Here is a 23,017-nt window from a genome sequence, read left to right on the forward strand (position 1 = left end):
ACCGAGGCATCCATGACCGACCTGATCGACACCACCGAGATGTACCTGCGCACGATCCTCGAACTCGAGGAGGAGGGCATCGTGCCCCTGCGCGCCCGCATCTCCGAGCGCCTCGGCCACTCCGGCCCCACGGTGTCGCAGACGGTCGGGCGCATGGAGCGCGACGGTCTCGTCGTCGTCACCGACGACCGTTCGCTCGCCCTCACCGACGACGGGCGTCAGAAGGCCGTCGACGTCATGCGCAAGCACCGCCTCGCCGAGCGCCTGCTCTCGGATGTCATCGGTCTCGACTGGGCGTACGTCCACGACGAGGCGTGCCGGTGGGAGCACGTCATGAGCGAACTCGTCGAGCGTCGCCTGCTCGAGCTTCTCGGCCACCCGACCGAGTCGCCGTACGGAAACCCGATCCCCGGTCTCGACCAGCTCGGCGATGTCCCCGCGCGCACGTTCGACGAGGGCGTCGTGGGTCTCGTCCGTCTCCTCAACGAGGTCGGCACACCGGTGACCGGCACCGTCCGTCGTCTCGCCGAGCCCGTGCAGGTCGACCCGGAGCTGCTCGCCCAACTGCGCGATGCGGGCGTCGTCCCCGGCGCGAGCGGCGATTTCCGCTTCAGCGAGGGGTACGTGCTCGTGCAGATGGACGGCCAGGACGAGGGCATCGAACTGCCCATCGAGGTCGCCTCGCACCTGTTCCTGGTGGATGCCGCACCGCAGGTCTGACCCGTTCGCGGTCGCTCGATTCGGCGACATCCCCGGGGCGAGATTCTGGGCATCCCGTGGAAAAGACCTGGGCGCGCCGGTCTCTGCGTGACATATTCGTTACCTTCGGGTAGCCTGCAAAGGTCCAACTGGCGAGAAGCCCGCCAAGGATCTCCGCACGAATTGCCTCATGGGTTCGTCGTTCGCGCGGTGACACCCGTACATCTGTGCCCGACACCGAGTGCCGACGAACCAACGATCCCCCGCCCCCGCGGGGGGCATGCGGAGGCGCCGGAGGACCATTGGCTGACACGTTCGACTCGTCGCGGGAGAACCCCGAATCCGAAGCGACGAACACCTCTTCCCAGCGACGCGCCCGAAAGTCCGTGAGCGCGCGACCGGCGCCCGGAGCCGCCCCCGCCCTTTCGCGAGCGGCTGCGCGCCGTGCGGCAGGCAAGCCGCACCCCGCCCGCAGCATCCTGACCCTCGCCGCCGTGGCCGGTCTCGTCGCGACCGTCGCCGTCCCCGCTGCGCTCAGCGCGACGGGCGGCGCCGCTCCCGCCGAGGCCGCGGTGACGACGCTGCAGCAGGTGGCCGCCGACAACGCGCAGTCACTCGTCGTGGCGTCGGAAGAGACGCCGGCCGCGCTCGACCGCGGCAGCTACAGCGCGACGACGCCCGAAGAGATCCAGACGAAGAAGGATGAGGAGGCCGCGAAGGCCGCCGCCGCCGCGCGCATCGCCGCGGCGAGCAAGGTCGCCTCGTCGTCCTCGTCCTCGTCGTCGTCGTTCACCGGCGCGATCGCCGAGTCGATCGCCCCCGCGGGGTCGGTCGTCCGTCCGCTCGTGTCGTTCAACAACTTCGGCACGCCGTACGCGGGTCACAAGGGCACCGACTACATGGTCGGCGGCGGCACCCCGATCTACGCGATCGCCGACGGCGTCGTCGTCGCGTCGAGCGAGAACGGTCCCGGCTGGGGCGTCTACGTCAAGATCGCCCACAACGTCGGCGGACAGAGCGTCACCTCCCTCTACGCCCACATGACTTACGGCACCCGCCGTGTCGAGGTCGGCCAGACCGTCAGCGCCGGACAGCTCATCGGCCAGGTCGGTCAGACCGGTCGCGCCTACGGCACGCACCTGCACCTCGAGATCTACGTCAACGGCGCGTGGACCAATGCGGAGAGCTGGTTGCAGGCCAACGTGCACTGACTGCGTTAGCCTGATCCCGACGCTCGCAGAAGCCGAGGGGGAGTCGATGGACGTCGCAGGAGCCCGCATCCGCACCATGGATGCCCTCTGCCGGAACGCATCCGGCCGCTACGTCCTTCGGCATCGCGTACACGACTGCCGCGGCGAGAGCCGTGCGATCAAGGCGCTGTCTTTCGACAGCGCCTTTTTTCGTGCCCGTGCGCCCCGTCGTCTCCTGCGATCGCACACCGAGAGGCCACTGAAGCCGTCAGTGCCGTTCGAGAGGACAGAGACCGCATGCGCACACTGGTACTGAACGCCGGCTACGAGCCGCTCGCCGTCGTCTCCTTCAAGCGGGCACTCGTGCTCGTCATGAACGAGAAGGCGACCGTCATCGAGCGGATCGACGACAATCCCGTCTGGAGCCTCCACGGCGCCACCGATCGCCCCGCCGTGATCGTCCTCACCCGCTACGTGCGGGTGCCGGGCGCGCGGCGCGTGCCGGTCACGCGCCGCGGGGTGCTGCGTCGCGACGCGCACCGCTGCGGGTACTGCGGCAAGGCGGCGACGACGATCGACCACATCCTGCCGCGGTCGCGCGGCGGGGCCGATTCGTGGGAGAACCTCGTGGCGTGCTGCCTGCGGTGCAACAACGTGAAGGGCGACCGTACGCCGCAGGAGATGAGGTGGGAGCTGCGCTGGGTGCCGCAGCCGCCGCGCGGCGCGCAGTGGACCGTGCGCGGCACGGAGCGCTCCGACCCGGCCTGGGAGCCGTACCTCTCGCTCGCCGCGTGACCCTCGCGGCCTGACGCCCACAGCCCGACGCCCACAGCCCAACGCCCACAGCCCGAGGCTCCCGGGCCTCCCGCGGACGATGTCGGAGGCCGAGCGTATCTTCGACCTCACCGGATTGAAGAACTAGAACAGAAGTTCTAGCCTGGTGAGATGAGGTCGATCATGGGTGAGGCGCGGAGCGCGGCGGGCACCACCGTCGACACGGTGGCCGCTCTGCGTGCGCAGCTCGACCGCCTGCAGGGGCGGCGGCTCGACGTGCCCGTGCTCCCGGTGCCGCAGGCCCTGGCATCCCTTCTGCCCGGGGGTGGGCTCCGCCCCGGCTCGTCGTACTCTCTCGGGCGGTCGACCTCGCTCCTCTTCTCGCTGCTCGCCCGCCCCTCGCAGGACGGCGCGTGGTGCGCGGCGGTGGGCATGCCGCATCTCGGGGCCGAGGCGGCGCGCGCGGCGGGGGTCGACCTGTCGCGCCTCGTGCTGGTGCCCGATCCGGGCGAGCGCTGGCTCGCGGTGACCGCCGCCGTCGCCGATGTGCTGCCGGTGGTCGCGGTGCGTCCGCCCGCACGCGCGAAGGATGCCGACATTTCCCGGCTCGCCGCCCGCATGCGCGAGCGCGAGGCGGTTCTGCTCGTGCAGGGGCCGTGGCCGCAGACGGAGGCGATGATCGATGTGGGCGACCCGTCGTGGTCGGGCCTCGGCGACGGCTACGGCATCCTCGAAGGACGTGAGCTCACCGTCACCGTCACGAGCCGCCGCTTCCCCGTGCCGCGGACGGGGCGTGTGCTGCTGCCGGATGCCGCGGGCGGCGTCGCCGGCGCCGCGGGCGGGATGCCGGGACGTGCGTCGGCGGCGCCGGTTCGAACCGGGCTGAGGGCCGTCGGATGAACGCCGTCTCCTCCACCTCCGTTTCCGCCCCGTCGGCCATCGCGCCGCGACACCTCGTGGTGTGGGTGCCGGACTGGCCGATCGTCGCGCTCGGGCGCGACGGCGACGACCCGCTCGATCCGGAGCTGCCGATCGCCGTGTTCGACAAGGGCATGGTCGTCGCCTCATCGCCCGCGGCCCGCGCCGAGGGGGTGCGGCGGGGGCAGCGGCGTCGTGACGCACAGGCGCGCTGCCCGCACCTCGAGGTCGTGCTGCACGATCCGGTGCGCGATCATCGCGCGTTCGCGCCGCTGATCGCGGCGGTCGAAGAGGCGGCACCCGGGGTGCAGCTGGTCGCGCCGGGGATGTGCGCCCTGCGCGCCAAGGGGCCGGCGCGGTTCTACGGGGGCGAGGCGGCCGCGGCGACCGTCCTCGCCGGGGCGATCGCCGGGCTCGGGGTCGACGACGTGCGCGTCGGCGTCGGCGACGGCACGTTCACCGCCGAGCAGGCGGCGCGCCGCGGCACGCGGGCGAGCGACCCGGTGCGGATCGTGCCGGCGGGGCGGGCGGCATCTTTCCTCGCGCCGCTGCCGGTCGGTGTCCTCGACGACGAGACGGTGGGGCTCTTCGCCCGCCTCGGGGTGCAGACGCTCGGCGAGGTCGCCGCGCTCGGCGCCGAACGCCTCGCCGAACGGTTCGGCGCCCGGGGCGCGCGCCTGCACGCCCTCGCGGCGGGGGAGGACCCGCGCCCCGTGTCGGTGCGGACGCCCCCGCCCGAACTGCACCGCGAGATCGCGTTCGAGCCGCCCGTCGCCCTCGCCGACCAGATCGCGTTCGGCATGCGTGTGCCCGCCGAGGAGTTCGTCGCGCGCCTCGCCGCCCACGACCTCGTCTGCACGGGACTCCGCGTCGTCCTCACGGGCGAGCGCGGCGACCGCAGCGACCGGGTGTGGCTGCACCCCGGGGCGTTCGACGCGGCAGCGGTCGTCGATCGCGTGCGCTGGCAGCTCGCCGAGCAGGGGGTGGGGCGCGGGGGGCTCCGCAGCGCCGTCACGAGCGTCCGGATCGAACCCGACGGGGTGGATGCCGCCGCGCACCACACCGCGCGCCTGTTCGGCGCCGGGCCTGACGAGCGCGTGCACCACGCCCTGTCACGCGTGCAGGCGATGCTCGGGCATCAGGGAGTGCTCACTCCCGAGATCGGCGGAGGGCGCTGGCTCGCCGAAAGACAGCACCTCGTTCCGTGGGGAGACGTCGACGTGGCCCTGGCAGGTTCCGCAGCGGCCACCGCCGACCGCCCCTGGCCGGGGAGCCTCCCCGGGCCTTTGCCTGCGACCGTGTTCGCCGAAGCCGTGCCGGTCGCGGTGCTCGACGAGGAAGGCGACATGGTCGCCGTCGGCACGCGCGGCGAGCTGACGGCCGAGCCGGTGCGCTTCAGCGTCGGGGGGCGGGAGCGCGGCATCCGGCAGTGGGCGGGGCCGTGGCCCGTGATCGAGCGGGGGTGGGATCCCGCACGCTCCCGCACCGCGCACCGTTTCCAGATCGTCGACGCGGCGCAGAGCGCGTGGCTGCTCGTCTGCGAAGAGGGGACGTGGCACGCCGAGGGGGTGTACGACTGATGGGCTTCAACAACCCCGGGGTGACCTGGTCGGAGATGGAGCGCGTGCTCAGCGGGCGCTCCGCCGAACCCGACGGCGGCGACGGGCCGGCCTTCTCGCGCAAGCGCGGGAAGTACGAGAAGCCCCCGATCGAGCGGCCCGACGATGCGGTGCCGTACGCCGAGCTGCACGCGCACTCGTCGTTCTCGTTCCTCGACGGAGCCTCCTCTCCCGCCGAGCTCGCCGAAGAAGCCGAACGGCTCGGGCTTCACGCCCTCGCGATCTGCGACCACGACGGGTTCTACGGCATTGCCCGTTTCGCCGAAGCGGCCGAGCAGCTGACCGTGAAGACGGTGTTCGGGGCGGAGCTCTCGCTCTCGGTCGACGGGTACTCGCGCGCGCCGGCGCGCAGCGGCCCACCCGACCCTGAGGCGCAGCACCTGCTCGTCCTCGCCCGCGGTGAGGAGGGCTACCACCGTCTCGCCGCGGCCCTCACTCACGCGCAACTCGCCGGCGGGGAGAAGGGCCGCCCCCGCTACGACCTCGCCGACCTCGCCGCGCGGGCGGAGGGGCACTGGGCGATCCTCACCGGGTGCCGGAAGGGCGCCGTCCGGCGGGCGCTCGCCGGCGCCGGCGGCCGGGCGGCCCCGGATGCCGCCGCGGCGGCGCGCGAGCTCGACCTGCTCGTCGACCTCTTCGGTGCGGATGCCGTGAACGTCGAGCTCATCGACCACGGCTCTCCCACCGACACGCGCGACAACGACATCCTCGCCGCGCTCGCCGCCGACCGCGGTCTGCCGATCCTCGCGACGAACAACGTGCACTACGCCGTGCCCGAGCGGGTGCACCTGGCCGCGGCGGTCGCCGCAGTCCGCGCCAATCGGGGCCTCGACGAGCTCGACGGGTGGCTCCCCGCGCACGCGAGCGCGCACCTGCGGTCGGGGGCGGAGATGGCGCTGCGGTTCCGCCGCTACCCGGGAGCGATCTCGCGCACCGTCGCCCTGGCCGACGAGCTCGCCTTCCCGCTCCGGCGCGCGAAGCCCGCCCTCCCGAAGCTCCCGGTCCCCGAGGGTCACACGCCGATGACGTGGCTGCGGAAGCTCGTATGGGACGCCGTGCCCCGCAAGTATCCCGACGCCACCGAGGCCGACCGCGCCCGCATCGACCGCGAGCTCGCCGTCATCGAGCAGAAGGACTTCCCGGGGTACTTCCTCATCGTCCACGGCATCGTCGCCGAGGCGCGGCACCGCGGCATCCTGTGCCAGGGGCGCGGCTCGGCGGCCAACAGCGCCGTCTGCTACCTGCTCGACATCACGGCGGTCGACTCGATCTTCTACCAGCTGCCGTTCGAGCGGTTCCTCTCCGCGATGCGCGAGGAGGAGCCCGACATCGACGTCGACTTCGACTCCGACCGGCGCGAGGAGATCATCCAGTGGGTCTTCGACACGTACGGACGCGAGCGCGCCGCGCAGGTGGCGAACGTCATCCAGTACCGCCCCAAGAACGCGGTGCGCGACATGGCGAAGGCGCTCGGTCATTCGCCGGGGCAGCAAGATGCCTGGTCGAAGCAGGTCGAGCGGTGGGACGGCCCGGTCGCCGGTGCCCATGACATCCCCGACCGGGTGCTGGAGTACTCCGCGGCGCTCATGAAGGCGCCGCGGCACCTCGGCATCCATTCGGGCGGGATGGTCCTCACCGAGCGGCCGGTGGGCGAGGTCGTGCCCATCGAGCACGCGCGGATGACGGGGCGCACCGTCATCCAGTGGGACAAGGACGACGCCGCCTGGATGGGGCTCGTGAAGTTCGACCTGCTGGGGCTCGGCATGCTCGCGGCCCTCCAGTACTGCTTCGACCTCATCCGCGGGGCGACCGGGGAGGAGTGGTCGCTCGACGCGATCCCGAAGGAAGAGGCGGCGGTCTACGACATGCTGTGCCGGGCCGATTCGATCGGGGTGTTCCAGGTCGAGTCCCGCGCGCAGATGGGGCTGCTGCCGCGCCTGCAGCCGCGACGGTTTTACGACCTCGTGATCGAGATCGCCCTCATCCGGCCCGGTCCCATCCAGGGCGGCGCGGTGCACCCGTACGTGCGCCGGAAGGTGCAGGGCGAGGAGGTGACGTACGCGCACGACAAGCTGAAGCCGGTGCTCGAGCGGACCCTCGGCATCCCGATCTTCCAAGAGCAGCTCATGCAGATGGGCATGGCGGTCGGTGACCTCACGGGGGAGGATGCCGATGTGCTCCGCCGGGCGATGGGATCCAAGCGCGGCATCGAGCGCATCGAATCGGTCAAGGCGAAGCTCTACGCCGGCATGAAGCGGAACGGCCTGGTGGGAGAGGTCGCCGACGACATCTACGCGAAGATCCAGGCGTTCGCGAACTTCGGCTTCGCCGAGAGCCACTCGCTCTCGTTCGCCCTCCTCGTCTACGCGTCGTCGTGGCTGAAGCTGCACTACCCGGCGGCGTTCCTCGCGGCTCTTCTGCGCGCGCAGCCCATGGGGTTCTACTCGCCCGCGACCCTCACCGCCGACGCGCGGCGTCACGGGGTGACGGTGCTCCGCCCCGACATCCACGCCTCCGGGGCGGACGCGGGGCTCGAGGCGATCTCGGACGGAGAGAGGACACCTACCGGACGCGACGCCTGCACCCACCGACACCAGCCGCCCGTCGGCCCGTTCGACCGCGACGCGCCCGACGCGTCGGCCGCGCACCGGCGCGACGGGGCGTTCGCCGTGCGTCTGGGACTCGCCGCGGTCACCGGCGTCGGGCAGCCGCTCGCGCAGCGGATCGTCGCGGCGCGCGCGGCGGAGGGGCCGTTCCGCGACCTGCGCGATCTCGTGCGGCGGACGGGCGCGACCGAGGCGCAGGTCGAGGCGCTCGCGACGGCGGGGGCGTTCGAGAGCATGGGCATCGGACGGCGGGCGGGTCTGTGGCTCGCGGGAGACGCGGCGAAGGACCGCCCCGAGTTCCTCGCCGGCACGCTCATCTCGGTGCAGCCGCCGCTGTTCCCCGACCCGTCGAGCTACGACGTGCTCGCAGCGGACCTCTGGGCGACGGGCATCTCGACCGACGACCACCCGCTCGTCCACTACCGGTCGCAGCTCGACGCGCGGGGCGTCCTCACCTCGCGGGGGCTGCGGGAGCACGAGGTCGGGCGGCGCGTCGAGGTCGCGGGGCTCGTCACGCACCGGCAGCGCCCGGCGACGGCATCTGGCATCACGTTCATCAACCTCGAAGACGAGCACGGGCTCGTCAACGTGATCTGCTCGAAGGGCGCGTGGGACAGGTACCGACGGGTGCTGCGCGATGCGCCCGCGCTCATCGCGCGCGGCATCCTCGAACGCTCGCCCGAAGGGGTGACGAACCTCGTGGCCGACGCGTTCGAGGATCTCAGAGTGGGCGTGACGCACCGCTCCCGCGACTTCCGCTGAGGAAGCCGCGGGAGCGGAACCGGACGAGGGAGCTACCGGGTCGCCACGGGCGTCGCCCCGGCATCCGTCCGATGAGACGTGTCGCCGTGCGCGTTCGTCGCGTCGTCGAGTGCGAGGTTCGCGTCGCGGACCGCGATGTACTGCGGGAGGTCGGTGTACAGCTCCTGCGTCAGCGGGTTGAGGCGGCGAGTGATGATGCGGTGACCTTGGTAGACGAGCACCGCGAGGTTCGCCGCGAGAGAGATCGCGGAGACGGTGAACAGCGCCGCCGGGTCGTGGGATGCCTGCACGGAGAACGCGGAGCTCGTCACGAATGCCGGGACGGCCATCGTGAACATCATCCAGAGGGCGAGCGTCGCGGCACGGTGCTGCAGCCACGCACCCTTCTTGATGAAGAACGCCGGGATCGTGCAGGAGATGAGCAGAGCCGCGCCCGCGTAGAAGGAGTGGTCGCCGACGCAGTTGTAGACGTAGGCGAAGTTCCACAGGTCGTACGCGATGATCCAGAACCAGAGCATGTCGGGCCACACCATGTCGCGCGAGCTGTCGCGGGAGATGATGATGCCCATCCACCCGCAGATGGTGATGAGGTTGATGATGCCGGCGACGCCGTTCATGTAGTTCCAGGGTCCGGAGACCATGAAGACCCCGTCGATCATGCCGTCGGCGCCCATCGCGCCGACCTGGAAGTCGCGGATGCAGGCCTCGAGGATGTTGAGACCGAGGATCGCGGGCGGGAACAGCAGCGCCCACTTGTTCGCCGCGAGACGCGGGATGTAGCGGATCGCCATGAACCCGAGGACACCGGCGAGGGCCGAGTAGACCTTGACCCAGTGGAACCATGTGCCCGTCGAGGAACCGGCTCCCGCCGTCGTCGGCCACACGAAGATCGTCAGGATGATCGGCAGGGCGACGAAGAAGCCGAGACCCACCCACTTCCAGCGACGGGTGACCTCGTTCAGTAGGATCAAGCCACCCAGGACGGCGAACCAGGCGATCCAGGAGTACCAGGGGATGGACTCGTACAGGAACATGATCTCGATGCCTCCATGGTGCGGGGGATCGGGCTCCTTCGCCGATGCTTGCTGTCGTCCCGCACCTTCTGATCCCCACGGTAGGAAGCGGCGGGTGCGGTGACCATAGACAATTCCCCGGAAGTGTCGGGTCGACCCGCCCGCGTCGCCCCCGCGAAGTTCGCGCTCGCCGGGGCTCTCAAGAACGCGCTCCGCACCGAGCCGCTCTCACGGGTGACGGTGTCGGGCCTCGCGGATGCCGCGGGGGTGCACCGGCAGACCTTCTACGCCCACTTCCATGACGTCTACGACCTCGCCGCATGGGTGTTCACCGCCGACATCGCCGACCGTGTGCTGCAGGATGCCGGGCACGAGACGTGGACCGAGGGGCTCACGGCGTTCCTCCGCTACCTGCGCGACAACCGGGACGAGGCGGTCTCGGTGATCGATTCGCTCAGCCACCGGGAGCTGCAGCTGTTCCTCTTCCACTCGCTGCGGAGGATGATGCGTGCGGTCACCGACGACGTCGAAGGGGACCTCCGCGTCCGACCCGAGGATCGCGCCTTCATCGTCGACCACTACACCCTCGCCGTGCTGGGCCACGTGATCCAGTGGATCGCCACGGGCATGACCGACGACCCGCAGGAACTCGTCGACCGGCTGCGGTTCTTCATGCACGGGCAGGTGCGCGAGAGCCTCGAGCGTGCGGCGACGGCGGCGCGGAACGCCCGCTGACACGACGGCGCCCCGGCCGGTCGGGGGAGTGACCGGGCCGGGGCGCCGCTGTGCTCATCGTCGCTGCGCGGTGTTCATCGCCGCTGCGCGGTGCTTACCGTTGCTGTGCGAGGGCGAAGCCGACGGAACCGTCCTCGGAGAGCTGGGCGTCGAGCACCCGGTCGTCGAGCTGCGCGTTCGCGAGGGCATCGACGTACACGCGCGCTCCGGCATCCTCGACGACGGCGTCGCCCTCCTGCGGGCCGTCGGTGAGGCTGACGGCGTACCCCTGGTCGGGGTTCTCGGCCTTCGCGATGCGCAGGCCGGCGGTGTCGGCGGGGATCTGCTGGGTGAGCTGCGCGATGGCGGCGGTGGCGTTCTCGGTGAGTGTGAGCATGATGCTCTCCTTCCGTGGATGGCGTCCGGGTCTTGCTCCGCGGGGTTGCGGACCGGCCACGATTCCGAGAATCCGGGCCTTGCGCAACCTCTGACACACCATGCCTCGACTCTCCCACCGGATACGGAGGTTTCTTTCCCGGTGCAACCCCTACCTCTACCGCGTCCCGCGGGCGTAGCGTCGGAACATGGCAGATGTTGCGGACTTCTTCGTCGAGACCCTCAAGCGTGCCGGAGTGACCCGGGTGTGGGGCCTTCCCGGCGACTCCCTGAATGCGTTCACCGACGCGCTGCGGCGCGACAGCGGCAAGGACGGCGGCATCCGCTGGATGCACATGCGGCACGAAGAGGCCGCCGCGTTCGCGGCCGGGGCCGATGCCGAGCTGAACGGCGAACTCGCCGTCGTCGCGGGCTCTTGCGGCCCGGGCAATCTGCACTTCATCAACGGACTGTTCGATGCGAACCGCACGCGCGTGCCCGTGCTCGCGATCGCCTCCCACATTCCGTCGGCCGAGATCGGCAGCAGCTACTTCCAGGAGACCCACCCGCAGGAGCTCTTCCGCGAGTGCAGCGTGTACTCGGAGCTCGTGAGCGACCCGTCGCAGCTGCCCTGGGTGCTGGAGATCGCGATGCGCACCGCCGTCGAGAAGCGCGGCGTCGCGGTCGTCGTCGTGCCGGGCGACGTGTTCTTCGCCGATGCGCCCTCGCGACGGGCGACGGCGCCCATCGTCGCGACGTCGTCGGTCGTCGTGCCCGACGACGCGGGTCTCGCCGCGGCGGCGGACGTCCTCAACGGCGCGAAGAAAGTGACGATCCTCGCCGGTGCCGGCGTCGCGGGAGCGCACGACGAGGTCGTCGCGCTCGCCGCGAAGCTGCAGGCGCCGATCGTGCACGCCCTCCGCGGCAAGGAGCACATCGAGTGGGAGAACCCGTATGACGTCGGGATGACGGGGCTTCTCGGCTTCGCGTCGGGGTACCGGGCGATGGAGAAGTGCGACGCGCTGCTCATGCTCGGCACCGACTTCCCGTACCGACAGTTCTTCCCCGAGAACGCGAAGATCGTGCAGGTCGACATCCGCGGCGAACAGCTCGGGCGGCGCACCCCGATCGATGTCGGACTCGTCGGCGGCGTGCGTGAGACGGCGGCGGCGCTCCTCCCGCGGATCGATGACGGACGCAGCGACTCCTTCGTGACGGATGCCGTGGAGCACTACCGCAAGACCCGGAAAGGCCTCGACGAGCTCGCGGTCGACGACGGCAAGGCGCCCATCCATCCGCAGTACGTCGCGGCGCTGCTCGACGAGCTCGCGAGCGAGGATGCCGTGTTCACCGCCGACGTGGGAAGCCCCGTCATCTGGGCGGCGCGCTACCTCACGATGAACGGGCGCAGACGCCTGCTCGGGTCGTTCCTACACGGTTCGATGGCGAACGCCATGCCGCAGGCGCTCGGCGCGCAGGCGGCCGACCGTTCGCGTCAGGTGATCGCCCTCGCCGGCGACGGCGGCCTGGCGATGCTCATGGGCGATCTGCTGTCGATCCGGCAGAACGACCTGCCGGTGAAGATCGTGGTGTTCAACAACGCATCGCTCAACTTCGTCGAACTGGAGATGAAGGCGGCCGGCATCGTGAACTTCGGCACGGGGCTCGAGAACCCGTCGTTCGCGGCGGTCGCCGAGTCGGTCGGCATCACCGGCATCCGCGTCGAGCAGCCGGGCGACCTGCGCGCCGCGCTCGAGCGCGCGCTCGCCACCGACGGGCCCGTGCTCGTCGACGTCGTCACGGCCCGCGAGGAGCTGTCTATGCCCCCCACGATCACGGCGGCGCAGATGAAGGGCTTCACCGTCTGGGCGCTGAAGACCGTGCTGTCGGGTCGCGGCGACGAGTTGCTCGATCTTGCCGACACGAACGTCTGGCGGCGCCTCACCCACCGGTGATTCACTAGGACCAGCTGTTCGTCTGGGGCGGGGGCGATGACATGGTCCGGAATCTGGTGGTCTGTTTCGACGGGACGTCGGCGCAGCCGCGCGCGGGTGTCAACACGAACGTCGTGCGGCTGTATGGGATGCTCGATCTCGCCGACCCCGCGAAACAGGTGGCGTACTACGACCCGGGCGTGGGCACGTTCGCCGCAGCCGGCGCGTGGACACCGCTCGCGCGCTGGTGGTCGCGCGTGATGGGTATGGCGTTCGGCTCGGGACTGAAAGAGAACCTCGGCGAGGCGTACACGTGGCTCATGCGCACGTGGTCGGTGGGCGACCAGGTGTACGTCTTCGGGTTCAGCCGCGGCGCGTACAACGCGCGCGCACTCGTGGGCATGCTGCGGACGCTCGGATTGATGCGCCCGGGATCGGAGAACCTCGTCCCGTACGCGGTCGCCGCGTACTCCGGAGGCCTCGACGACATGCACAAGATGGCCGAGATCTTCGCGCAGCGGGTCGACGGTGACCGCACGACCGTGCCGATCCGGTACCTGGGCCTCTGGGACACGGTGAAGGCGGCCGGCATCCTGCGCCGCAGCATCACCTGGCCGTACACGCGCATCCTTCCCAACGCGCAGCGCATCCGGCACGCCGTCTCGCTCGACGAGCGGCGACGCCCGTTCCGTGAGTACCTCATCGACGATCCGAACGACAAGACCCGCGAGGAGGTGTGGTTCGCCGGCATCCACTCCGATGTGGGCGGCACGTACGCCGACGATGACGAGCTGTCGACGATCGCGCTGAAATGGATCGTGGATGCCGCGGTGGCCGAAGGCCTGCTGGTGCGTGCGCGCAAGCGCTCGGCCGAGTGCGCGGTCACTCCGGCATCGGCGTCGGGGCGCGCACATCGCAACGGCATGATCTGGGGGCTGCTCGACTGGCGCCGCCGGCCGGTCGCCGACGGCACGCGCGTGCACGCGAGCGTTGCGGCGCGCGCAGCCGCCGACCCCCGCTACGACGCGGTGCGCGGGCGGAAGGTGACGTACGTCGACGACGGGTGGGCAGGCTCAGCCTGAATCGCCGGGGAAGTGGACCTCGGTCCAGAGACCGTCGGGCCCGACGGTCACGATGTCGCTCGGTTCCGGGGCGGAGGCATCCACGATCGTCGCCGCGTCGGCGCGGAGGGCGTCGAGCAGCGTCGTCTTCGGGATGTCCTTCCACTGCGCGACGCGGCCATAGGGGAGCATCGCGATCGTTCCGGCGTGGCCGAGCACGTCTTCGACGAATGCGCGCGGGGTCGCGTTGTGCGACCCGTGGTGGCCGATCTTGTAGAACGCGGGCGCCGTGAGCAGCTCACGCGACTCGGGGTCGCCGAGCACGTGCTCCTATGCGCCCTGCTGGGCGTCGCCGACGAAGAGCAGGCGCGTTCCGGCGACGTCGAGGACGAAGAACACGGAGGTGTTGTTCACCGACTGCTCGAGCACGGATGCCGCAGCGAGCACGTCGTCGGCGTCGGAGATGTTCTGGTCGAGCTTCAGCGACGCGCCGGCATGGATGAGTTCGGGTTCGAGCACCGACTCGGCGTCCTCGCGCGCGATGACGAACCGCTCGTCGAACAGCGGCGGGGGAGCGCCGGGCGGCTCCGGCGGCGCGTCGGGATCGGAGGGGAGCGCGCCGGCGAGGGTGAGCCAGCGTGATGCGGCCGGCGGGTTCATGCGTTTCAGGGTCGCGGGATCGCGCGAGGGTCCGAGGACATGCACGACGGCCCCGGGGATGCCGGTCGGGATCGTGTTCTGGTCCGCGTCGGTGCTCGGCAGGTACCGCACCGTCGGGGTGTTGCGGAAGGAGCGGCCGTTGCCGAGGAGGCGGTCTGAGGCATTCTTGTTCGTCATCGAGTTGACGGCGAGGACGCCGGCGAGCTCGAGCTTGTCGGACTGCGCGGACGTGTTGACGCCGAGGCGGAGGTTCGCGACGACGCGCTGCAGGTTGGCCGCGGCGGAGGTGAGGCCGTGGCGGAGGGTGTTCGCGTCGGGGTCGGAGCGGTCTTCGACGAACGGCACCCACACTTCGCCGACCTCGACGGCCTCCCACTGCGGCGACGCGAACCCGATGATGTGGTCTTTGTGGTGATGGGTCGCGACGATGACATCGAGTGCGGGCGGCTCTCCGGCGGGGGCGACCGCGGTGAGGTCGGCGATGACGGCGGCGACCACGTCATCGATCGGGCGGGCGCGCCCGTGCGGGTGGACGCCGCAGTCGACGAGCATGCGCCAGGAGCGCTCGCCGTGCGTCACGGTGACGAGGAAGCAGTCGCCGAAGCCGACGTTGTACATGCGGACGGTGGCGGTGGGGGCGCTCATCACGTCGCCGCCTCGGCGTGGAGGCGGGCGAGGTCGAGCCGCAGGGCGGCGTCGCCGTCGACCCACGAGGCGAGCGGGTCGCGGTCTTCGACGTCGCCGAACCAGGAGCGAATCGCATCGAGGCGTCTTCGGCCGCGTTGGTCGTAGGCTGCGGCGAGTGCGCGGACCGGGTCGGGCTGTGCCTGGAGCAGGGGGGAGTCGGTGATCGGGAGCGGCTTCGTGACGAGGTAGCGCACCTCGCCGTCGACGCGCGCGATCACGGTCGCGCTCGCGCGGATCGCGGCGCGCTTCTCGCGCGGGATCTGCGTGCCCTTCGCCGTGAGGGTCTGGTCTTCGAGGTCGTCGCGGCGCTGGGCGTACTGCAGCACGACGATCGGACGGGGCTGGTCGTCGGCGCCGCGCTGGTACACGATGCGTGCGCCGACGAGTTCGATCTTATGCGCGGCATCCAACCCCAGCTCGTACGCGTGGAGCACCCCCCACTCCTGGAAGCGGGCGAGGTAGGCGCGACCGCGCGTCGCACTCTTCGTGCGCGGCGGTGCGTCATCGGGCGGTGTGTCATTGGTCGGTGGGTCATCGGTCGGTGCGTCGTGCGGCTGATCGAAGGATGCCGTGCCCTTGACGTCGAGGTCGAGGGTCGCCTCGAGGATGAGCGGGGCGAGATCGACGTTCGCGGCGTCGCCGGTGAGGCGCAGCGGCGATCGCGGACGCTCCCACAGGAGTGCGTCGTCGGCGAGGGAGGAGACGCCGGGCGGGTAGATGCCGCGGCGGCGGAACGACTCGATGAGCGTTGCGCGCAGGTGCATCGCGTCGTCGGGGTAGAGGCCCTGGTCGGCGGTGACGATGGCGCGGACGACGTCGCCGAAGGTGACGTCCACGACGGGGAGGTACTGCAGGCCGCGGATGACCATGCCGAGGATTCGGTCGGCGTTGCTGACGGCCTCGGATGTGACGCGGTCGACGAGGTCGGGTGGGAGGGCTCCTTCGGGGAGGACGCCGGTGCCGTTCGAGGCGAGGCGGCGGAGGTCGCCGATGCGGCCACGGTAGGTGTCGAGGAACGCGTCGAAGACGGCGGCGACGAAGCATGCGCCCCGCTCGTGGGGTTCGGTGGCGTGCAGGAACGCGTCAGGGGTGCGCTCCGATCCGATCGCCGAGCGCAGGGCGGCGCCGCGGCCGGTGGAGACGCCGAACTCGGATGCCAGGTCGAGCAGGGCCGAGCCGGTCTCGAGGTCGCCGCGGGATGTGGCGACGGCTTCGGCGACGACCTCGCGGAACGTGAAGTGGTGGAAGAGGGCGACGAGGTCGGCGAATGTCTCGTGGAAGGCGAGGACGTCGGGGTGGGTGGGTTCGGAGAAGTACTCACGGATGCGCTGGATGATCGCGTGCGTCACTTCGTGGGCGACGACGTCGACCGAGAGGCAGGTGAACATCATCTGGCCGGGGAGGTTCGCGCCGGGGTCGCGCTCGTCCGCGCGGTAGTAACCGAACAGGACCGCGCGCAGTCGCTTGTCGAAGTAGGCGTTGCGACCCTCGAAGGCGTGCGGGACGATGCGGAGCTTGTCGTCTCCCTGCCAGCGGAAGCGGAAGCCGCTGAACTTCTCGAAGCGTTCGAGCACGCTCATCGCGACGGCATAGACGACCTGCTGGTGGGTGCGGGGGTCGGCTTCGGAGGGGCGGAGGCCTTGCTGGACGAGGACGGTCGGCGCGTTGAGGTCGACGGGCGTGTACCAGACGCCGTGCGGGGCGTCGTAGTCGACGACCTGGACGAGGCGGCCGCAGGGGCCGGGGGCGAGGTCGCGTTCGAGGGGGACGTCGATCGTGAGGAAGCGCCCGGACAGGCGCGTCGACATCGGGTCGAACGCGAAGGAGCGCAGTAGCCGCCGATCCGGCCACGGCACTGTGAGACTTCTCGATCCGGTCGCCGACATACGTCCCCCGATGTGGATGCCGCTCTCGGAGGGCGCTGTTCCCCGCAGCGCGACCTCCGATATACCGCTCAGGATAGAACGCTGGGCGGGCCGGCGACAGGGGAAATGCGAGGTTCTCCGGTGAGTACCTCCCCGGACGTTGAGCGGGGAGCGCAGGCATCTGCCCGCGGTCGTTGAGCGGGGAGTGCAGCGCCGAGTCGAAGCGCGGCGAGCGGCTCAGAACGGCGGCGGGTCGACGTACGCGACGAATCCCGACGGGCTGGTCCATCGGAGCGTCCCGGTATCGGGATCTCGTTGAGATCTCCAGAGCGTCTCATCCTCGACCCGATGGTGTGGGGGACACAGCGGCCCGATGTTCTCCGCCGAGGTGCTGCCTCCGTCGGTCCATCGTTTTCGGTGGTCCATGTCGCAGTCGCTCGACGGACGCAAGCAGCCCGGAAAGACGCACGTCGGGTAGCGGACGCGCAGGAACCTCTTGAGGTCTGCCGGGAGGCGGTAGCTACGCCGCTCGACGTCGAGAACGGTGCCCGTGAACGGGTCCGTGAGGACGCGGGTGATGCAGTCGACGCCGCCCGCCATTTCTCGCGCCGTGTCGAGGTCGATCGGACCGTAGCCCGCGAGGGTGGCGGGCTCGTCGGCGCGGCCGACGAGGGCGAGCGCCGGGATAGTGACGTGCACCGTCGCGCCGATGCGCGAGCCGGGGCCTTCGGGTTGGCGTGTCAGGAGGTCGACGAACGCATCGGCGCGTAGCTGCGCCTTCGTCCGCGTCTCGTCGTCGGCGGAGGCGAGGTCGCGCGCGGCCTCGTCGAGGTGCGCATCGATCGCGAGCGCCTGCGCCGCGGGAATCAGCGCCGTGAGGTACGCCATGCCATCGACGGCGGGGTCGACGTCGACGCGTCGGTCCGCGGCGGCGCGGGTGTGACGCTCGGTGGCCGACTCACGGTGGGCGCGCTCGCGCGCTGCGCGGGCACGCTGACGGAATCGGCCTGGGGTGAGGGTGGTGGCCGCGAGGTGGATCGCCGAGTCGAAGGCGGCCCAGGCATCCGGATCGTCGTCCGGCAGGGTCGTGGCGAGGGAGTAGGCGATGGCGACGTTCGCCTCCGACACGGCGCCGGTGACGCTGCGCTCCCAGAGCAGCGGCGTGCGTGTCGACAGGGTGGCGGCGCGGTGGGCGCGGCCCCGGACCTGGTTGTCGCTCAGTCGTACCCGGGCGCCGACGTCGGCAGCGGCGGCGCGCACGGCGAGGTCCCGCCGGTCGTCGCGCACCTGTGCGGTGCTGCGCCCCCTCGGGTCGCGCCACGCTCGGTCGAGGGTAGGGTCGGGTCCCACCCAGGCATCCGGCTCTGCGGCAGCCCGCTCGAGCGCCTCGTGGAACAGCACGTCCTGCGCGACGGCGAGGGCGCGGGCACTGCGGACCGTACGGTCGAGTTCGGTCCACTCGTCCTCGTCGGGCGGAAGGACGAACGGGTCTTCGTCGACATCGAAGATCGGGTCGTGGTCGGCGTCGAAGCGCGCGGCATCCTCATCGAGCGTGCGGACGTACGCGTCACGCAGCTCGGGATCGCACAGCAGTGGATCCCGGTGCGGGTCGCGTGCCGTGAAGAAGCTCATATCTGAACGCTACGCGGGGGTTCCGACATTGCCGACGAACGTCTCGTCGAGCGGGGCGCTGTCGCGGCGGCGGCTAAACTCGGAGGGCTGGCCTCTGTAGCTCAGTGGAAGAGCGGGCGCGTCCTAAGCGAACGGTCGGGGGTTCGAATCCCTCCAGGGGCACATCTCTTTTTTGCACCTGACCAGATATTTCTTCTGTGGTCAGACCTCTCGAATCGCGTTTTTGCCCACTTTTTGCCCACATTTCCAAACGCTATGGGCCTGAATCGAGACCGATTCGAAGGCCTTCGCCAGGCTTCATTTGGGGGCGCAGAACGCCGAAAACGAGCGTTTCGAGCGTCCTGAGTACAGTCGAGAAACTGAGCAATGTGCTCTACGGCCGCTTCGGTCGCGCGTACCGAGTGTGCGGACCGGTAGGCAGCGCGATGAGGGGCATGGCGTCGTTGAGGCGTGATGCGACGGCATCCAGATCATCGTCGAAGAGGTCGGCGTAGGTGTCGAGAGTCATCGCCGCCGAGGCGTGCCCGAGCATCCGCTGCACGGCCTTCACGTTCGCGCCCGAGCTGATCGCGAGCGATGCGGCGGTGTGGCGGAGGTCGTGCGGGGTGAGTCGCGGGATAGACGGATCGATAGCCTGCGCGCGCTTCACCGCGTTCGCGAACCAGCCCTGGCTGCCCGAGTTGCGCATGTGGTTGACGCCGTCGCCGAAGAGCAGCCCCTCAGGTCCTTTGCCGGCGCAGGCCTGCTCGATCATCGGAGCGAGGCGATCGGGGTAGGGAACCGAGCGCTTCTCATGCGTCTTCGGCGTGCCAACGTGGATCTCGTAGCCGATCATCACCGCGTTCTCCTCGATGACGAAGCGCTTGCGCAGCCGGTTCACACTTCGCACCCGCAATCCGGTCGCCTCGCCCCAGCGAAGGCCGGTGTAGGCCAGCGTCAGCACCATCGTCGGGTGTGCCGAGCAGGCCGCCAACGTTGCCACCTGGTCGTGCGAGAGGTAAACGCGCCGCTTGCCGGGACCCTTCCGCGGGAGATTGCGGATGTGCCTCGCGGGATTGCTCGCGAGCCGACGGTCGTCGATGGCGACGTCGAGGATGCCGGCGAGCACCCCGAGGGCACGTTTCACGACGGTGCTCGACTTCTGCGTCGCGAGCTCGGATACCCAGTCCTGGACCTCCGAGCGCCGGATGGACCAGATCTCCCGGTGCGCCCACACCGGAGCCACGTGGTTCTTCCACGCCCGCTCGAGAGTCATGTAGTACGACGGCTTCGACATCGGCGGCTGCTTCGAACGCAGCCAGCTGTCGGCGAACATCATGACCGGCACCCGCGACGCAACGGGATCGATGTACTCGCCCTTCGACTTCGACACCGTGACCATCGAGAGGTAGAGCTTCGCCTCGCGCATCGTCGTGAAGCCGCGCTTCTCCGCCAAGGAGCGATCCGGTTTGCGATAGCGCACGCGGTAGCGGCGGCCCTTCACTGTTTCGTACGGCGAGATGCTGCCCATCTCGACCTCCGCTCGTGTCGACTTGGTGGCCAGTATTGGGCCAGTGTCGGACACTCACGCGATGGCGTCAACATCGCTCAAGGGGAATCCGCGGCGATCCTGGAGAATATCGCGCGTGTCGGTACCGCGGGTGCGTTCGGCTCCCGCCGACGTCGAGATTTCACTGCGCCGACGATCGCTGGGCCGGCCAAATGTCGGCGGTAGGTGAGGAGCAGGCGATGACCTGCGCGAGGTTGATCACCGACTTGCAAACATTTCGAACCTCTTAGCGAGTCGATCTCGGTCGGGATACGCCGCTCGACTAGAGGGGAGCACAATGCGCTTGCCGTGCATGTCCTGGAGGCCGTGCCGAAGCATTGGACCGTCGATCTCGTCGAGCAGCTCTTGATCGATGCGGACCTCGTAGTCGGGGGTAATTCCCATGAGCGACCGATCGTAGGCGGCGTGGTGAATCTTGCACATCGCCAGCCCGTTGCTTACGTGGGCGACGCCCTCGGAGTCTGCGTCCGGCGCGATGTGAGCTGCATCGAGGAGCTCGGAGTGCTTAAGTTCGCAGACTGTGCACGAACTTGCATACGCGTGAAGCACTTGCGCACGGAAGATCGGCTGATGAAGTCGCGTGCGAACGATGCCATCCGCGTATCGCCGTTGCTCCTCCGAATAATGAAGCGGGTCGCCCAGGAAGCTGAGGCCCTGGTCGAGTGGAAACCTCACGACTCTTGCGATCGGATCGTTGTGCGAGATCACGACTGGGTAGAACGGGACGAAGAATCCGGGACGGACCCCCTTGAAGTAGACGATCGGATCTCGGTTCTCGACCGCTCGCGCAAGCTTGACGTTGTCGCCACCTTTGCTCGATTGGTAGTGGTAGGTGACCCAACCGTCAGCGTTCTCACTATCCTCGTAGGGGTTTCGCCGACCTGCTGACGTCATGATCGTGAGTGTGGAGGAGAAGCTGGCAGGGTTGCGAATCCCGCGGCCAGTGTCGAGGAGTTTGATCGGCTCGCCGTTGAATCTGTACGACTCGAGGAGTTTGCGCGACAGCTCGTATCCGCCGTTCTCGCTGTAGCGAGCATCGAGCCAGCGGAATACGTCTTGACGGATAGCGGCTTCCTCCGCGCTGCTTCTCAGTGCCATCGGTGATCCAATAGATGTCTAGAGTGCGAGGTAGTAGTTCTTGATGACCTGAGCCATTAGGAACCGCCGTTCCCTGAGGAAAGCCTGGTACGACTCGGCGGTAGTTGTGCGCAGACTCTCGGGGATCGCGTTGGCCTGCAAGTTTGCCTCGAGCTCGCGCTCGGTCGTGATCTCCCCGAGCCGCAGGACACTATCGTCGATCTGTGCATCGATCTGTGACATGTAGTCACCTGGCGCCCTGTCCTTTATCGTGATGTTGATCGGCGTCTCTGTGAGAGCGAAGTTCGCGATCTGGTTGTAGACGCTGCGGTCGTTCTCTCCGTGCTTGACTAGGTAGTTCTTCGGGACGACGTGGTGAATGTCGCCGACTTCCTCGATCATGCTCGCCACGGTCACGTTCTTGGAGAGGAACCCTCGGGATCCGGCTTGGATCTGTGCGGCAAGGAACGCGAGGAAGTACGGGCTCCGAACGCTCGAAGTCTCCATGTCCATCGGGAGCGCGACCGTCCAGAAGTTCTCCGAAAGCTGCGAAGCCTCGATGTCCTCGAGAGCCTGAAGCGCGCCAACCTCGTTGATACGTCGGATATCCGCTTCGAACGCGGTCTCGAAGCTGCCCGTGTAGCGACCGGTCAGCACCGACATAACAAACCAGCGTCGCGTGACAAACTTGATCTCACCCTCGTTGAGCTTCTTCTCCGTGCGCAGCTTGAGGTAGAGCGCATAAGCGAAGTTCAGCGCATTCTTCGAGCTGATCAATCGCGGCGAGATGAACCCGGCGGACTTGATCGTCAGGGTGAACTGCTGGAAGTTGTGCTGATTGACGATCTCGAGCAGCACGTGCTCGAGCCGGTCGAAGGACTCTACGGCCAGCTCCTCGCTGAAGGTACGAGTCTCGAAATCCCGGCCCGAAAGCACGCTTACAAGCGCGGCCACCTTGCCGCGAGAAAACTCTTTGATTCCTGCAACACGTATCACGTCCGTGTAGCTGGGGTCGTAGAGATCGGAGGTGTCGTTTCGCAACCAAGAGATCGATGGAAGATAGCCGGACGCCGCGAAGCTCGCGTCATTCGTGGCGATGTCGCTGAAGACGTGCGGCGCGACGGCGAGGTGACAGAAGTAGTCGATCAGCTTCCGTAGGTTGCTGCCGAGTTGACCGTGGCTCGAAATCTTGCTCATCGCGAAGTCAGCACTACTGAGTGGGACACCTTTGGAGTTGATCCGGATGAAGATCTCTGTGACAGTCTCTATATCGAGGTCCTCAGCCAGGTTGATGATTCCGACCTGCGCCTGCTTGATCGCGGAGAGCCGCTGCAGTGCTTGCTCGACGTGGTGCCCGTCGACTGTCGGGTTCGCATCCATGTAGGACTTGGTCGCCGCGTAGTTCGACGGAGCGTTGACGAACTCGGCGACGTCCGGGATCCAGCTGCTGTCTTTTTCAATGACCGGAGTGAGCGTAGCGAACTGTTCGGTTGTCGGATTGAAGGCAACCTTGATGCGCTTCTTCTTGTACCTCTTGTCAATCACGTGCTGACCGACGAGTGCAGCGGTCATTGCCGTGATTCGTTGTTGTCCGTCGATGAGAATCTGACGGAAGGATGACTTGGAGCCGTCCTTCAAACCGACATCCGCGCTCTGCCACGTGATGAGGTATCCGATGGGGAACCCGTTGTACAGGGAGTCGAGAAGGTCCCGCACCTTCGTCGAGTCCCACACGAATGGGCGCTGCATCTCTGGGATTGCGACCTGGCCAGACTTGACCCATGTGAGCAAGGTCTCGACCGAGTGTTGCTGAACGGTGTACTTCGACAAGCTTCTTTCCTCCAGAATGGTCAGGCGAACCGATGACAGCATTGAACGGGCA

The 23,017-nt window shown here is 68.9% G+C and carries 18 protein-coding genes; 9 read left to right on the forward strand and 9 right to left on the reverse strand.

Annotated features, from left to right (window positions below; translation table 11 throughout):
- Positions 1-12 precede the first annotated feature (12 nt).
- From ACRVYW_RS13225 to ACRVYW_RS13250, 6 genes are all read left to right on the forward strand, one after another.
- On the forward strand, positions 13-720 hold the full coding sequence (locus ACRVYW_RS13225; RefSeq protein ID WP_431805210.1) for an iron dependent repressor, metal binding and dimerization domain protein: 708 nt from the start codon (positions 13-15) through the stop codon (positions 718-720).
- Positions 721-1,085: 365 nt separating this feature from the next.
- The gene (locus ACRVYW_RS13230) at positions 1,086-1,910 is read left to right on the forward strand and encodes a M23 family metallopeptidase (RefSeq protein ID WP_431805211.1); all 825 of its coding nucleotides are present in this window, start codon (positions 1,086-1,088) and stop codon (positions 1,908-1,910) included.
- Between the two features lie 276 nt (positions 1,911-2,186).
- Positions 2,187-2,684 carry an HNH endonuclease gene (locus ACRVYW_RS13235; protein ID WP_431805212.1) on the forward strand — a complete coding sequence of 166 codons (498 nt, stop codon included), beginning with the start codon at positions 2,187-2,189 and terminating at the stop codon, positions 2,682-2,684.
- Positions 2,685-2,834: 150 nt separating this feature from the next.
- Positions 2,835-3,563, forward strand: a complete 729-nt coding sequence (locus tag ACRVYW_RS13240; protein WP_431805213.1) for a hypothetical protein — start codon at positions 2,835-2,837, stop codon at positions 3,561-3,563.
- Positions 3,560-5,161 (forward strand): DNA polymerase Y family protein, encoded by a 1,602-nt coding sequence (locus tag ACRVYW_RS13245; protein WP_431805214.1) that lies wholly within the window; start codon positions 3,560-3,562, stop codon positions 5,159-5,161. Before ACRVYW_RS13240 ends, ACRVYW_RS13245 begins: the two co-directional genes overlap by 4 nt.
- The gene (locus ACRVYW_RS13250; RefSeq protein ID WP_431805251.1) at positions 5,161-8,568 is read left to right on the forward strand and encodes an error-prone DNA polymerase; all 3,408 of its coding nucleotides are present in this window, start codon (positions 5,161-5,163) and stop codon (positions 8,566-8,568) included. The genes ACRVYW_RS13245 and ACRVYW_RS13250 overlap by 1 nt, the downstream gene beginning before the upstream one ends.
- Before the next feature lie 32 nt (positions 8,569-8,600).
- Here the strand turns inward: ACRVYW_RS13250 and ACRVYW_RS13255 are convergent, their stop codons facing one another.
- Positions 8,601-9,602: a DUF5692 family protein gene (locus ACRVYW_RS13255; protein WP_431805215.1), complete on the reverse strand. Its 1,002-nt coding sequence runs from the start codon at positions 9,600-9,602 to the stop codon at positions 8,601-8,603.
- Between the two features lie 123 nt (positions 9,603-9,725).
- Here ACRVYW_RS13255 and ACRVYW_RS13260 point away from each other — a divergent pair, with 123 nt between their 5' ends.
- Positions 9,726-10,316, forward strand: a complete 591-nt coding sequence (locus ACRVYW_RS13260) for a TetR-like C-terminal domain-containing protein (RefSeq protein WP_431805216.1) — start codon at positions 9,726-9,728, stop codon at positions 10,314-10,316.
- A gap of 94 nt (positions 10,317-10,410) precedes the next feature.
- Here the strand turns inward: ACRVYW_RS13260 and ACRVYW_RS13265 are convergent, their stop codons facing one another.
- Complete coding sequence (locus tag ACRVYW_RS13265; RefSeq protein WP_431805217.1) at positions 10,411-10,692, reverse strand: Fe-S cluster assembly protein HesB; 282 nt, start codon at positions 10,690-10,692, stop codon at positions 10,411-10,413.
- Between the two features lie 187 nt (positions 10,693-10,879).
- Here ACRVYW_RS13265 and poxB point away from each other — a divergent pair, with 187 nt between their 5' ends.
- On the forward strand, positions 10,880-12,625 hold the full coding sequence (gene poxB, locus ACRVYW_RS13270; protein WP_431805218.1) for a ubiquinone-dependent pyruvate dehydrogenase: 1,746 nt from the start codon (positions 10,880-10,882) through the stop codon (positions 12,623-12,625).
- A gap of 41 nt (positions 12,626-12,666) precedes the next feature.
- Positions 12,667-13,686 carry a DUF2235 domain-containing protein gene (locus ACRVYW_RS13275; protein WP_431805219.1) on the forward strand — a complete coding sequence of 340 codons (1,020 nt, stop codon included), beginning with the start codon at positions 12,667-12,669 and terminating at the stop codon, positions 13,684-13,686.
- Here the strand turns inward: ACRVYW_RS13275 and ACRVYW_RS13280 are convergent.
- The 7 genes from ACRVYW_RS13280 to ACRVYW_RS13310 form a co-directional block, all read right to left on the reverse strand.
- Positions 13,678-13,989 carry a hypothetical protein gene (locus ACRVYW_RS13280; RefSeq protein WP_431805220.1) on the reverse strand — a complete coding sequence of 104 codons (312 nt, stop codon included), beginning with the start codon at positions 13,987-13,989 and terminating at the stop codon, positions 13,678-13,680. The two genes, ACRVYW_RS13275 and ACRVYW_RS13280, sit on opposite strands and share 9 nt — an antisense overlap.
- A 6-nt stretch (positions 13,990-13,995) precedes the next feature.
- Entirely contained in the window at positions 13,996-14,970 is a 975-nt protein-coding gene (locus tag ACRVYW_RS13285) for a hypothetical protein (RefSeq protein WP_431805221.1), read from the reverse strand.
- Positions 14,970-16,820, reverse strand: a complete 1,851-nt coding sequence (locus tag ACRVYW_RS13290) for a hypothetical protein (RefSeq protein WP_431805222.1) — start codon at positions 16,818-16,820, stop codon at positions 14,970-14,972. Before ACRVYW_RS13290 ends, ACRVYW_RS13285 begins: the two co-directional genes overlap by 1 nt.
- Positions 16,821-17,114: 294 nt before the next feature.
- Complete coding sequence (locus tag ACRVYW_RS13295; protein WP_431805223.1) at positions 17,115-18,509, reverse strand: DUF222 domain-containing protein; 1,395 nt, start codon at positions 18,507-18,509, stop codon at positions 17,115-17,117.
- A gap of 373 nt (positions 18,510-18,882) precedes the next feature.
- Positions 18,883-20,019 carry a tyrosine-type recombinase/integrase gene (locus ACRVYW_RS13300; RefSeq protein ID WP_431805224.1) on the reverse strand — a complete coding sequence of 379 codons (1,137 nt, stop codon included), beginning with the start codon at positions 20,017-20,019 and terminating at the stop codon, positions 18,883-18,885.
- Positions 20,020-20,256: 237 nt separating this feature from the next.
- Positions 20,257-21,156, reverse strand: coding sequence for an HNH endonuclease (locus ACRVYW_RS13305; protein WP_431805225.1), 900 nt, complete (start codon positions 21,154-21,156; stop codon positions 20,257-20,259).
- An 18-nt stretch (positions 21,157-21,174) separates the two neighbouring features.
- Entirely contained in the window at positions 21,175-22,965 is a 1,791-nt protein-coding gene (locus ACRVYW_RS13310) for a GmrSD restriction endonuclease domain-containing protein (RefSeq protein ID WP_431805226.1), read from the reverse strand.
- Positions 22,966-23,017 lie beyond the last annotated feature (52 nt).

Origin of the sequence: Microbacterium sp. bgisy203, from assembly GCF_965345155.1 — a bacterium.
Lineage (GTDB): Bacteria > Actinomycetota > Actinomycetes > Actinomycetales > Microbacteriaceae > Microbacterium.